This window comes from Phenylobacterium sp. (genome assembly GCF_041920015.1).
Taxonomy (GTDB): Bacteria; Pseudomonadota; Alphaproteobacteria; order Caulobacterales; family Caulobacteraceae; genus Phenylobacterium.
Genome location: NZ_JAYRST010000089.1, coordinates 1 through 12,145 on the forward strand (window position 1 = coordinate 1; position 12,145 = coordinate 12,145).

Genomic DNA, 12,145 nt, shown 5'->3' on the forward strand with positions numbered 1-12,145 from the left:
ATCCTCCAGGCTCCGATCCCTCTGATTTGGCCCGTGAAACATAGTCAGATCTATCCCGCGCTGACCGCTTTGGAAGAGGCAGGCGACCTCGCGGGCCAGTGGGTCGAGCAGCAGGGCCGGCCGAACAAGAAGGAATATCGCCTTTCCGCACAGGGGCAGGCGCGGCTGACGAGCTGGCTCCTTCAGCCGCGCGGGAGCCTCTCCCAAGATGAGATCCTGCTCATCGCCTACAACATCGCCCTGATCGGGAGGGACGCGGTGAAAGCGGCGCTCTTCCAGTTTCGACAGCAGTGCGACGCCGAGAAGCGCCTGCTCGAGGAACGCTGGAAGCGCGCAGCCTCGGCCATTCCCAAGACGCGCCTCGACGAGAACGGCGCCGGCGAGAAGCTGGTCGGCGTTCGCACGAGCTACGAGCTGGCGCTGATGGAACGCGACGCTCGCATCGCCTGGTGCGAGAGCGTCGTCTCCCGCGCCGAGCGGGCGGTCTTCGCGCCAACCGGCGCTGCGGCCAATATGTAGAAATTGACATATGACTATTTCGTCATAAGTTCTTCGGTGCTGCTGGAGGACTTTTGATGGCGTACGCATTTCCGATCGATCCGGCCGAGCTGTTCGTGGAACGGACGCCGCAAATGCTCTCCACGGGCATCGCCCGCGACGACCTCGACGGGGTGAGAACTCAGATCGTTGACATGTGGGCGGACGCGCCCGGCGGCTGGGTGTTCGAATGGTCCAGACTGGCCCGGCGCTACGCCGAGAACGGCCAACCCAGCCTGGCGGCCGTCGCCTTTGGCTGGGCGAAGTTCCCGACCTTGGCGACTCCGGCCATGCGGATGGCGCTCGAGAACCAGCTCGAACAATATCTGCGCGCCGCGCCGGACTTTCCCGTCGAGTTCGAGCGTCGGGTTCTCGATCTTCCGCATAAGGGCGCGCGCACGCCCGTGCCGGTCCACATTCTGTCGATGAAGGGCCTTGCCGCGGACGCTCCCGTCCTCGTCGTGACGGGCGGCGTCGACACTTGGAAGATGGATATGCACGGTCTGTTCGTCGCCCTTGCGCTCATGGGGGTGGCGCGGGTCCTGACGTTCGACATCGCGGGCACAGGCGAGACCCAGGTCGCGATGTCGGCCGATGGCGGCGCCGAAATCGCCGAGGGCGTGGTCGCCGCCGCGCGGGCGATGGGCGCCCGCAAGGTCGCCTACTTCGGCGTGTCCATGGGCGGCCACTTCGCGGCGCGCCTGGGCCTTTCGGGCCTCGTCGACGCCGCGGTCGACTTCGGCGGCCCTGTCGGCGCAAGGCCCGGAGGCGGGCGACCGACCCGGTTCGGGATGTTCGACATCGTCGCGAACGCCCTCGGCTATGATCACCGCCCCGAGCCTGAAGAACTGGCGGCGCAAATGGCTGGCTTTTCACTCCGCGCGCTGCTCGACCAGGATCTCAATGGGCCGATGCTTGTCGTGAACGGCGCCGACGATGTCCACGTCCCGCAGGCAGACACGCTTGTCTTCGAGGGGCGCCGCGACACCAGCGTTCACCTCATCCCCGACACCGGCCACTGCGCGGCCACCAAGTCCGCCGAGGCCTTCGGGATCATCCAGACCTGGCTGCGCGATGTGCTCGCGGACTAGCCGAGCGCCGCCTGGCCTAGGAACCACATAGTCCGGATCAGCCCCTACGCCATGCGGTGAGCCCGCGGTCGATGATCAGTTTCGTAATCGTGAGCGCTTGATCAATCTCTGCTTGCTCGAGGCCGTAGCGCTTCTGTTGAAGGGCAGCGGTGAGGATACCGTTCCACAACGCCCACAGCGCCGTTGCGCAGCCTCGGGGATCAAGCTCTGGGTCGACCTCGCCCTCTGCCTGGCCCGCCTGAATCGCCGCTGCGAGCCGCCCGCATTGACCATTAAGAAGCTCGGCCAACCGAGGAGAGGCAACGGGTTGAGGCGGCTGCGCCAGAATTAGAAACGCTTCCGGACGCTCGAATGCGAAGCGTATGTACCCGTCCAGGGCCGCCTCCATTTGTTGCCGCGCAGATCTGCCCTGCGCGTACGCAGAGTCCATGTAGCGGTGGCTCTCTTCCACAGCCCGCTCGGCGAGCGCCATGAGCAGGTCGTCCTTCCGACCGACGCGATTGTAGACGGTTTGGATCGAGACGTCGGCTGCCGCGGCGACCTGCTCGCAGGACAGACCGCTTGCGCCCCCTTCCACAAGCATGGCCTGGGCGACGTTCAAAATGGCGTCACGCATCTGCGTCACGCGCCGTTGGGTCCGAGACGGTTTAAAATTTGGATTTAGTTCCATTTCTTGAATGTATTCCATTATTGTCCTAGGAAGCAATCCGAACGCGGATGTCGAAGAGCCATCGCCCTGGCTGCGATGACAGACAGCTCGCCGATCCGCACGTCAAGAAACAGGGAAAGCGCCGTTGAGTGAGCAAATGATCGCCGTCAGTGTTGAAGGCGCCGTAGGGCCCGCGGAGAATCTGAAATCCGTAAGGATGGATCGACCCGTGCCCCGCCCCGGCGAAATCCTGATCAAGGTTCATGCCGCCGGGGTAAATCGGCCCGACATTTCGCAACGGTTGGGCTTTTATCCCCCGCCAGCGGGAGCGTCAGAAACGCTCGGACTGGAAGTGTCCGGCGTGGTCGAGGTCGCCGCAGGGCGATGGCAGGTCGGCGACAGGGTGTGCGCGCTGTTGAGCGGCGGTGGCTATGCCCAGTACGCCGTGTGCGACGCGCGTCACGCCCTGCCGATTCCGGGGCGTCTCGATGACATTCAGGCCGCTGCCTTGCCCGAGACCGTTTTCACGGTATTCGCGAACGTCTTCGAACATGGCGGCCTGAAGGCGGGCGAGACGTTGCTGGTTCATGGGGCGACGTCGGGCATCGGCACGACCGCGATCCAGATGGGGAAGGCCGCCGGCGCCAGGGTAATCGCGACCAGCCGCGGTGCGACGAAGGCTGCCGAGGCGCTGAGACTGGGAGCCGACGTGAGCATCGACGTGACCACTCAGGACTTCGCAGAAGTGGCTGCAAGCGAGGGCGGGGTCGACGTGATCCTCGACATGGTCGGAGGCGACTACTTCGCGAAGGGTCTCGCTGCACTCCGCACTGGTGGGCGCCTTGTCTACATCGCAGCTCAGGCCGGTAGCGAGGTGATGCTGCCGCTCTTTGCTCTGATGATGAAGCGGGCGATTGTGACCGGCTCGGGCCTACGGCCGCGAGACGCCGACGAGAAAGCTCGCCTGGCCGAGCGCATAGAGACTGTCGTCTGGCCCTGGCTCGCCGAGGGCAAGCTCACCCCGCACATCGACAGGACGTTCCCACTGGCGGAGGCGGCGACCGCCCACGCCTATCTCGAAGCCGGCAATCACGTGGGCAAGGTGATGCTGACCGTCGACTGACCACGCCGCTTCCGGCCTGGCGGTCTCGCCCACACGTCCCGGCGGCTGGAAGCCATCAAGCAACTACACTGGTTTCTCACCCTTGGCCGCTGAAACAGAGCCGTCCGGCCATTCCGAAGAAAAGGTAGGTCATGCGTTCAATCGTTGTGGATACTTCCAGCTCATCTCGCCTCGCCGTGCGAGAAATCCCGGACGTTGATCCGCTACCGGATGAGGCCGTCGTCCGCGTCCAGTCGATCTCCTTGAATCAAGGCGAGCTTCACTACTTCACGACGTATGCATCCGATGGAGCGCGGCCGGGATGGGACTTTGCGGGCGTTGTTGAGCGTGCGCCGCTGGTCGGGCCCGGACCAAAAGAGGGAACCCGGGTGGTCGGCTACCTGAACAGCGGAGCCTGGTCGGAAACGGTGTGCGTGTCGCCAAGCTTCCTGGCCCCGTTGCCGGATGGGATATCAACCGGCGTCGCGTCCACGCTCCCGATCGCTGGCCTCACGGCTTTGTACTGCCTTGCCGAAGGTGGGCTGCTGGCGGGGCAGAAGGTTCTCATTTCCGGCGCATCCGGGGGCGTCGGTCATATGGCGGTACAAATCGCGGCCGCATCGGGCGCTCATGTCGTGGGAGCCGTGCGGAAGGAAGCGCAGCGAGCGCAAGTCCTGGAGGATGGCGCTCAAACCGTCATCATCACTGATGACCTCTCCGAGGCCGCGGCGCACGGCCCCTTCGACCTGATTCTTGAGTCGGTCGGGGGCGCAGCACTCGCCAATGCGATGGGTGCTCTTACCCGCGAAGGCGTTTGCGTCAGTTTCGGAAACTCAAGCAAGTCGCCGGCGACCCTGCTGCCGGAAGCATACATGCGCGGACGGACGAAGCTGGTCGGATTCTATCTGTTGCCACTGTCCGTGCGTAAACCGGTGAACGAGGGCTTGGAGCGCCTGCTGCGGCTCGTAGAGGCAGGAATCCTTCGGCCGAGAGTCGGAGCGGAAGCGTCCTGGGATGACATTGGGGACATTACCGAGCGGTTCATGCGCAGGGAAATCTCGGGCAAGGCCGTTCTGAGCGTAACTTGATCTTCGCTCGCATCCTTGCCGATGCGGCACAAGGGTCGTGTCGGCGACGGCGCTTGCGATGGCGGTCGGTGCGACAAGTCTGCTCCGACCGCGCTCGCAGACCGGGTCCCTCAGGGGCGGTCATAAGTTGGGTGATCGCTCGTAGGGTCGGTCTCGAGTTGGTTCGACAAGTTGGCGCCAAACCGCCTTGCCTCCACCCGTCCGGGTCGTGAGAAGCCGCGCCATCCCCGCGCCCCTGTGGCGAGGTCCTCCGGAACCCGGAGCCCCGACCGATGGATAAGACCGAAGAGCTGATCGGCCTGAGCGTGATGCCATAAATTCAAAGAGTCTTAGGCGCGATCCGAATTCAGGGCGTCGCGGCTGCGATCAGGCCCAGGATCTCCTCGGTCGGGCGCACGTCGCCGAACGAACGATAGACCGTATAGAGGGTCGCATTGTGGGCCAGGTCCGAGACCGCCGCATTGGCGTCCGCGGCCATGATCACCCGATAGCCCAGGGTGCGGGCGTCCCGCACTGTGCCCTCGCAGCAGACATTGCTGACCGTGCCGGCCACGATCACCGTCCGCACGCCCCGCTGCACCAGTTGCTCGGGCAAGGTGGAATAGCCGGGGAAGAAGGCGCTGGCGCTGCACTTCTCGGCGAACAGGTCCCCCGGCGCCGTCTCCAGCTCCGGGCACAGCCGCGTCTGCGGCGGCCCCTCGCCGCCCGAGGTCCGATAGGCTTCGGCGACCTCGGCCCCATAGAACTCCGTCGAAAGCTCGGGATGCCGGTCCTCCCCGGACGGCAGCACCCAGGCCACCAGCCCGCCGGCCGCACGCAGGGCGCCGGCCAGCCGGTTGATCGGCCCGAAGACGGCGCGGCAATAGGCATTCTCCCGCGCGAAGAACGGAACCATGTCGACCACCACCAGAGCCGTGGTCGCCGGCGTCAGATGCTCGAACGCATGGCGCCGCCCCCGCCGCGCCTCGTGCCGCGCATACTCCCGCGCCGGAATCGCCCACTCGTGCCCCATAGGCCCAGCCTCCGCCCCTCGGCCGGATTCGGCAACGGGCGCCGGCGCCGTCAGTCGACCAGGCTCGCGCCGCAGTCGCCGACCGTCTCCTCGGCCGAGCGTGGGGCGAAGCCCAGCACCTCGCGCGCCTTCCGGGTGCTGAAGGCCTGGGTCCGCCCCAGCAGCGGCAGCAGCGCCTTCATCTGCGGCGAGGCCGCCGCCAGGCCGCGCGCCACGAGGTCGGGCATGGACGCGGTCGGGACCTTGGCCGCCTTCGCGCCCAGCCGCGCCTTCAGGGCCTTTGCGACCTCGCCGTACCAAAGCGCCTCGCCCATGACGATGAAGCGCTGGCCGCCCGCCTGCGGCGTCTCCATGGCCCGCACGTGCAGCGCCGCCAGGTCCCGCACGTCGGTGATGTTGAAGGCCAGCCTGGGCAGGGCCGGCGGCTGGCCCTGGAGCAGGCGCTGGATGATGCCGACCGAACCGAGCTGGTCGCGGCTCAGCACCGGTCCGAAGATCGCCCCCGGCAGCAGGGTGACGAGGCTGGTCTGCGGCGCGCCCGCCATGAAGTCCCACGCCGCCCTCTCAGCCAGCACCTTGGACTTTCGATAGGCCGCCAGCCCCGGCTCCTCCGGATCGGTCCAGTCGGCCTCGTCTATGGCCCGCGCCAGCTGCCCGGCCGGCGTGCAGGCGGCGGTCGAGGAGGTCATCACCACGCGCCTCGCCCCGGCCCGGACGGCGGCCGCCAGCACCCGCAGCGTCCCGTCCCGCGCCGCGGCGATCAGGTCCGCATCGCCTGCGCCATTCCCCAGGGGCGAAGCGATATGCAGGACGCTGGCGCAGCCGGCCGCCGCCTCGTCCCAGCCGGCGTCGGCGGTCAGGTCCGCCACGGCGACGCTCAACCGGTCGCCGGCCTCCGCCTCGCGCCCCACCGACCGGCGCACGTCGGCTTCGCGCGCGGCGCTGCGCACCGTGGTCCGCACCTCGTAGCCGCGCTTCAGCAGCTCCACGATCGTCCAGCCGGCGACGAAACCCGTCCCGCCCGTCACCAGCACCGTCTCGCCCATGGCCGCCATCCGCATTGCCGCAAAAGTCTTCACCTGTATACTTTGTCCACACCCACATTGTCTACAGGTGTAGATCATGAGCTCCGCCGCCGCCCCTCGCCGCCGCAACGCCGCCGACACCCGCGCGGCGATCCTCGCCTCGGCGCGCAGGGCCTTCGCCAGGGCCGGCTACGACGGGGCGGGCGTGCGCGAGATCGCCGCCGGAGCCGGCGTCACCGCCATGCTGGTCAACCGCTATTTCGGATCGAAGGAGAACCTGTTCGCCGAGGTCTGCGCCGACACCATGCGCAAGCCGGTGATCCTCTCGCCGGAGAACCTGGCCGCGGCCGATTTCCCCGCCGCCTTCGCCAAGGCCCTGGTCCAGGTGACCGCGCCGGGCGAGACCCCGCTCGACGGCTTCCTGGTGCTGCTGCATTCGGCTTCCAGCCCCCGCGCCGCCGAGATCGGCCGCGAGTGGATCGGCCGGGGCCACCAGACCACCCTGGAGCAGATGATCGGCGGCCCGCTCTCGCGCGAACGCGCCGCCGTCGCCCTGGCCCTGGTCGCCGGCCTGCAGGTCATGCGCCAGATGATGGAGATGGAGGCCCTGGCCGGCGCGGCCCCCGCCGACCTTGAGGCGATCCTGATTCCCCTGGTCCGCGAGCTCTTCAAGCCGGCCTGAGCCGCCCCGCTTCCCACCCGGCGCGAACCCGGTGCTAAATGGCCGGGCCAGCCTGGAGATCGCGCCATTTCCGACGCCCCGTTCCTCAACCTCGCGGTCGCCCTGGGCGTCGGCCTGCTGATCGGCGCCGAGCGCGAACGCCGCAAGCTGCAGCAGGGTTCGCCCACCGCGGCCGGCATCCGCACCTTCGCCGTCGCCGCCCTGGCCGGCGCGGTGGGCCAGATGATCGGCGGCGTGCTGCTGGCCCTGGCGGTCGCGGCGGTCGCCGTCCTCGCCGCCCTTTCCTACTGGCGCGGCCGCGACGAGGACGACCTTGGCCTCACCACCGAGATCGCCCTGGTCCTCACCGCCCTGGTCGGGGGCCTCGCCATGGTCCAGCCGATGACCGCCGCGGCGGTCGGCGTCGTGGTCGCCATCCTGCTGGCCGCGCGCACGCCCCTGCATCATTTCGTCGGCTCGGTGCTGACGGCCGAGGAGGTGCGCAGCGGCCTGATGCTGGCCGGCGCCAGCCTGGTCGTGCTGCCGCTGCTGCCCGACCGGCCGCTCGGCCCCTACGACACCCTCAACCCGCGCTCGATCTGGACCCTGGTCATCCTGCTGCTGGGCGTCGGAGCGGCCGGTCACGTCGCCATCCGCGCGCTCGGCGTGCGCTTCGGCCTGCCGGTCGCGGGCCTGGCCTCCGGCTTCGTCTCCAGCAGCGCGACCATCGCCGCCATGGCCGCCCGCACGGCCAAGACCCCCGACCTGATGGCCGGGGCGGTCGCAGGCGCCGTGCTCTCGACCATCGCCACCATCGTCCAGATGGCCCTGGTCCTGGCCGCCACCAGCCTGCCGACCCTGCGCGCCATGGCCACGCCGCTCGCCTGCGCAGGGATCGCCGCCGTCGCCTATGGCGCGGTGTTCATGCTCCTGGCCCTGCGCGCCCCACCGCCGGAGGACGCCGCCGACACCGGCCAGGCCTTCGGCCTGCGCACCGCCCTGGCCTTCGCCGGCCTGCTCTCGGTGGTGATGGTGGTCTCCGCCGCCCTCGGCGCCCGCTTCGGCGAGGCCGGGGCCGTGGCGGGCGCAGCCGCGGGGGGCCTGGTCGACGCCCACGCGGCCGGCTTCGCCGCCGCAACCATGGTCGCCTCGGGCCACATCGAGCCGCACGCCGCGGTCATGCCCATCCTGGCGGGCCTGACCACCAACACCGCAACCAAGGTCGCCCTCGCCTTCTCCGGCGGCCAGGGCGCCTTCGCCTGGCGTGTCGTCCCCGGGCTCGTCCTGGTCATCGCCGCCGCCTGGCTGGGCGCCTGGGCCGAAGGCGCGCTTAATACCTAAACCGGTCATCCCGGCGGAGGCCGGGACCCAGATGGTCGGCTCAGACGCAGGTTCCATAAGGCTTCGAGGTCATCCAACCTACGGCCGCGCGCGGGAATCTGGATCCCGGCCTCCGCCGGGATGATCGGCTAAGGGTTATCCTCGACCAGCGTCGCGAACAGCCGCTCGGCCTGGGCCAGGAACACCTCGCGGTCGCGGCCTTCCAGCGCTTCGCCGCGGATCAGCCGCTCGACCAGGAAGCCGATCACCACCGCGGCCAGCACGCGGGCCCGCGGCTGGGCGTCCTCGCCCCCCAGCCAGTCGGCGATCGGCGCCAGATAGCGTTCCTGCACCGCCAGGTTCAGCAGCGGCGCGGTGGACGGCGAGGTCGCCGCCCGCAGCAGGAACTGGAAGCCCTGGTGCGCGTCCTCGCTCTCGTGCCGCCCGCCCGCCATGCTCTGCGCCAGTTCGACGGGCAGGGTCTCCCGGTCCCAGGTCTCCAGCCGGTCGGCATGGATCGAGGCCTTCAGGGCTTCGGTGAACAGCCCTTCCTTGCCGCCGAAATAGCGGCTGATCAGCGCCACATCGACGCCAGCCTCGCTGGAGATGTCGCGCAGCGACACCTTCTCGTAGCTGCCGCGCGCGAAATGCTCCACCGCCGCGGCCAGGATGCGCGCGCGGGTCGCCTGGGCGTCGCGCTTGCGCGGCCGACGCTCGCTGAGGGTCTCGCTCATGGCCATCTTCTAACCCGGAGTCGGCGACCACGTCGCCGGACCTCTTCCTCCCCCATCGGGATGGGAGAGGAAGACGGGGTCTCTACGCCCGGCCCGGGATCACCACCTGCATGCTCTCGAAGCCGTGCACGAAGGGCGAATAGCTGCGCACCGGCTCGCCGACCACCTCGATCCGCGGGAAGCGCTTGAGGATCTCTTCCCAGATGATGGTGAGCTGCATCTCCGCCACGCGGTTGCCGACGCAGCGGTGCACGCCGAAGCCGAACGACAGGTGCTGGCGCGGCCGTTCGCGATCGATGATGTAGGCGTTGGGGTTCTCGACCACGTTCTCGTCGCGGTTGCCCGAGATGTACCACATCACCACCAGTTCGCCGGCCTTGATGGTCTTGCCGCCGATCTCCACGTCGCGCGTCGCCACCCGCGACATGTGCGCCAGCGGCGTCTGGTAACGGATCGTCTCCGACACCATCGACGGGATCAGCCCCGGATTGGCCCGCAGCTTGTCGTACTCGGCCGGGAACTTGTTGAGGTTGTAGACGCTGCCCGAGATGGTGTTGCGGGTGGTGTCGTTGCCGCCCACGATCAGCAGGATCACATTGCCCTGAAACACCCGCAGCGGCATCTCGCGAGTATGCGGGTTGTTGATCAGCATCGAGATCAGGTCGATGCTCGGCGGCGCGTCCAGCCGCTGCTTCCACAGTTCCTCGAAGGCCCCGAAGCACTCGTACATGGCCATGGCCTTGTGCTCGAAGCTCTCCACCGGCCCATGGCCCGGCTGGTTGGTGACCATGTCCGACCAATAGGTCAGCTTGCGCCGCTGCTCGAACGGGAAGTCGAACAGGGTGGCCAGGGTCATGGCCGTCAGCTCCTTCGACACCAGGTCGACCCAGTCGAACGGCTGGCCGATCGGCAGGGAATCGAGGATCGCCCCGGCCCGCTCGCGCACCACCGGCGACATCGCCGCGATGTTGCTGGGCGCCAGGGTCGGGCTGACCGCCTTGCGCTGAACGCTGTGCTCGGGCTCGTCCATGGTGATGAAGCCGGCGCCGCCGCGGCGGTCCGGCTCGCGGCCCATGGCCCGCATCGCCGCCTCCTGGGCCGCGCGGCTCTCCAGGTTGGCCAGGGCGATGCCCTGGGCGGACGAGAACGCCTCATGGTTGGTGTCCACCGCCAGGATGTCCTCCCAGCGGGTGATCGACCAATAGGGTCCGAACTCGCTCTCCGGCGTGAAGTGGATCGGGTCCTCGCGGCGCAGCCGTTCGAACACCGGCCAGATGGTGTCGTTCTGGAACCGCTCGGCATGGCCCGGATTGAGCTTTTCCAGCGGCAGGGCCCAGGCCTCCTCCGCGCCCGGAGCGGCCGCCGCGGCGGCGGAGTCGATCTTCAAGGCGACGCTCATGAAACCCTCCAAAGTGTCAGTTGCAATTCCGCTCCCGCGTCATCCCGGCTACGCCCGGCCCGGGATCACCACCTGCATGCTCTCGAAGCCGTGCACGAAGGACGAGTAGCTGCGCACCGGCTCGCCGATCACCTCGATCCGCGGGAAGCGCTTGAGGATCTCTTCCCAGATGATGGTGAGCTGCATCTCGGCCACGCGGTTGCCCACGCAGCGGTGCACGCCGAAACCGAACGACAGATGCTGGCGCGGCCGTTCGCGATCGATGATGTAGGCGTTGGGGTTCTCGACCACGTTCTCGTCGCGGTTGCCCGAGATGTACCACATCACCACCTGGTCGCCGGCCTTGATGGTCTTGCCGCCGATCTCCACGTCACGCGTCGCCACCCGCGACATGTGCGCCAGCGGGGTCTGGTAACGGATCGTCTCCGACACCATCGAGGGGATCAGCCCCGGATTGGCCCGCAGCTTGTCGTACTCGGCCGGGAACTTGTTGAGATTGTAGATGCTGCCCGAGATGGTGTTGCGGGTGGTGTCGTTGCCGCCGATGATCAGCAGCACCACATTTCCCTGATACTGCAACAGCGGCATGTCGCGGGTGTGCGGGTTGTTGATCAGCATCGAGATCAGGTCGATGCTCGGCTCGGCGTCCACCCGCTCCTTCCACAGCCCCTCGAAGGCGGTGAAGCACTCGACCATCTCCCTCGCCTTCTGCTCGAAGCTCTCCACCGGCCCGTGACCGGGTTGGTTGGTGAAGATGTCCGACCAGTGGGTCAGCTTGCGCCGATGCTCGAACGGGAAGTCGAACAAAGTGGCCAGGGTCATGGCCGTCAGTTCCTTCGACACCAGGTCGACCCAGTCGAACGGCTGGCCGATCGGCAGGGAGTCGAGGATCGCTCCAGCCCGCTCGCGCACCACCGGCGACATCGCCGCGATGTTGCTGGGCGCCAGGGTCGGGCTGACCGCCTTGCGCTGAACGCTGTGCTCGGGCTCGTCCATCGAGATGAAGCTGGAGCTGTTGCGGCGGTTGGGTTCGCGGCCCATGGCCCGCATCGCCGCGTCCTGGGCGTCGCGCAAGGCGAGGTTGGCCAGGGCGATGCCGTCGGCCGACGAGAAGGTCTCGTGGTCGGTGTCCACCGCCAGGATGTCCTCCCAGCGCGTCACCGACCAATAGGGGCCGAACTCGCTCTGCGGCGTGAAGTGCACGGGGTCCTCGCGGCGCAGCCGCTCGAACACCGGCCATATGGTGTCGTTCTGGAACCGGGGGGGCGAAGCCGGGTTCAACGCCTCCAGCGGCGTGGTCCAGGCGTCCTCGGCGGCGGCAGTCTTCAAAGCAACGCTCATCTAACCCTCCCTCACTCCGATCATCCCGGCGAAGGCCGGGAAGCGCGCCAGCCTTAGTGCTGGCTTTCCGGCATCCGCACGACCAGTCCGTCGAGCTCGCCGGTGATCTTGATCTGGCAGGCCAGCCGGCTCGCCGGACGCACGTCCTCGGCGAAGTCCAGCATCGACTGCTCCATGTCGCTTTGC

The 12,145-nt window shown here is 68.0% G+C and carries 12 protein-coding genes and 1 pseudogene; 6 read left to right on the forward strand and 7 right to left on the reverse strand.

Translation table 11 applies throughout. The features are described from left to right. Nucleotides 1–519: PadR family transcriptional regulator (locus ACE3TL_RS14660; protein WP_374579420.1), on the forward strand; the 519-nt coding region annotated here is incomplete at its 5' end. A 95-nt stretch (nucleotides 520–614) separates the two neighbouring features. Then, nucleotides 615–1,628, forward strand: coding sequence for an alpha/beta hydrolase family protein (locus ACE3TL_RS14665; protein ID WP_374579421.1), 1,014 nt, complete (start codon nucleotides 615–617; stop codon nucleotides 1,626–1,628). A 37-nt stretch (nucleotides 1,629–1,665) separates the two neighbouring features. Here the strand turns inward: ACE3TL_RS14665 and ACE3TL_RS14670 are convergent, their stop codons facing one another. Continuing rightward, nucleotides 1,666–2,244 (reverse strand): TetR/AcrR family transcriptional regulator, encoded by a 579-nt coding sequence (locus ACE3TL_RS14670; RefSeq protein ID WP_374579422.1) that lies wholly within the window; start codon nucleotides 2,242–2,244, stop codon nucleotides 1,666–1,668. A gap of 190 nt (nucleotides 2,245–2,434) precedes the next feature. Between ACE3TL_RS14670 and ACE3TL_RS14675 the strand changes: the two genes are divergently transcribed. Further along, the gene (locus ACE3TL_RS14675; protein ID WP_374579423.1) at nucleotides 2,435–3,400 is read left to right on the forward strand and encodes an NAD(P)H-quinone oxidoreductase; all 966 of its coding nucleotides are present in this window, start codon (nucleotides 2,435–2,437) and stop codon (nucleotides 3,398–3,400) included. A gap of 131 nt (nucleotides 3,401–3,531) precedes the next feature. Next, nucleotides 3,532–4,467 carry a zinc-binding dehydrogenase gene (locus ACE3TL_RS14680; RefSeq protein ID WP_374579424.1) on the forward strand — a complete coding sequence of 312 codons (936 nt, stop codon included), beginning with the start codon at nucleotides 3,532–3,534 and terminating at the stop codon, nucleotides 4,465–4,467. Nucleotides 4,468–4,813: 346 nt separating this feature from the next. On the opposite strand, the gene ACE3TL_RS14685 is transcribed toward ACE3TL_RS14680, so the two are convergent. Continuing rightward, nucleotides 4,814–5,479 carry an isochorismatase family protein gene (locus ACE3TL_RS14685; protein WP_374579425.1) on the reverse strand — a complete coding sequence of 222 codons (666 nt, stop codon included), beginning with the start codon at nucleotides 5,477–5,479 and terminating at the stop codon, nucleotides 4,814–4,816. Between the two features lie 50 nt (nucleotides 5,480–5,529). Continuing rightward, nucleotides 5,530–6,540 carry an NAD-dependent epimerase/dehydratase family protein gene (locus ACE3TL_RS14690; protein ID WP_374579426.1) on the reverse strand — a complete coding sequence of 337 codons (1,011 nt, stop codon included), beginning with the start codon at nucleotides 6,538–6,540 and terminating at the stop codon, nucleotides 5,530–5,532. A gap of 61 nt (nucleotides 6,541–6,601) precedes the next feature. Between ACE3TL_RS14690 and ACE3TL_RS14695 the strand changes: the two genes are divergently transcribed. Next, complete coding sequence (locus ACE3TL_RS14695) at nucleotides 6,602–7,186, forward strand: TetR/AcrR family transcriptional regulator (protein WP_374579427.1); 585 nt, start codon at nucleotides 6,602–6,604, stop codon at nucleotides 7,184–7,186. 102 nt (nucleotides 7,187–7,288) lie between these two features. Further along, nucleotides 7,289–8,506 (forward strand): MgtC/SapB family protein, encoded by a 1,218-nt coding sequence (locus ACE3TL_RS14700; RefSeq protein ID WP_374579431.1) that lies wholly within the window; start codon nucleotides 7,289–7,291, stop codon nucleotides 8,504–8,506. Between the two features lie 128 nt (nucleotides 8,507–8,634). Here ACE3TL_RS14700 and ACE3TL_RS14705 read toward each other — a convergent pair whose 3' ends face one another. The 4 genes and pseudogenes from ACE3TL_RS14705 to ACE3TL_RS14720 form a co-directional block, all read right to left on the reverse strand. After that, the gene (locus ACE3TL_RS14705) at nucleotides 8,635–9,219 is read right to left on the reverse strand and encodes a TetR/AcrR family transcriptional regulator (protein ID WP_374579428.1); all 585 of its coding nucleotides are present in this window, start codon (nucleotides 9,217–9,219) and stop codon (nucleotides 8,635–8,637) included. 82 nt (nucleotides 9,220–9,301) lie between these two features. Beyond that, a complete protein-coding gene (locus ACE3TL_RS14710; RefSeq protein WP_374579429.1) occupies nucleotides 9,302–10,618 on the reverse strand; it encodes a cytochrome P450 in 1,317 nt (438 codons plus the stop codon). A gap of 48 nt (nucleotides 10,619–10,666) precedes the next feature. Further along, on the reverse strand, nucleotides 10,667–11,959 hold the full coding sequence (locus tag ACE3TL_RS14715) for a cytochrome P450 (RefSeq protein WP_374579430.1): 1,293 nt from the start codon (nucleotides 11,957–11,959) through the stop codon (nucleotides 10,667–10,669). Nucleotides 11,960–12,012: 53 nt separating this feature from the next. After that, a pseudogene (locus ACE3TL_RS14720) lies at nucleotides 12,013–12,145 on the reverse strand (2Fe-2S ferredoxin); the annotation flags it as partial.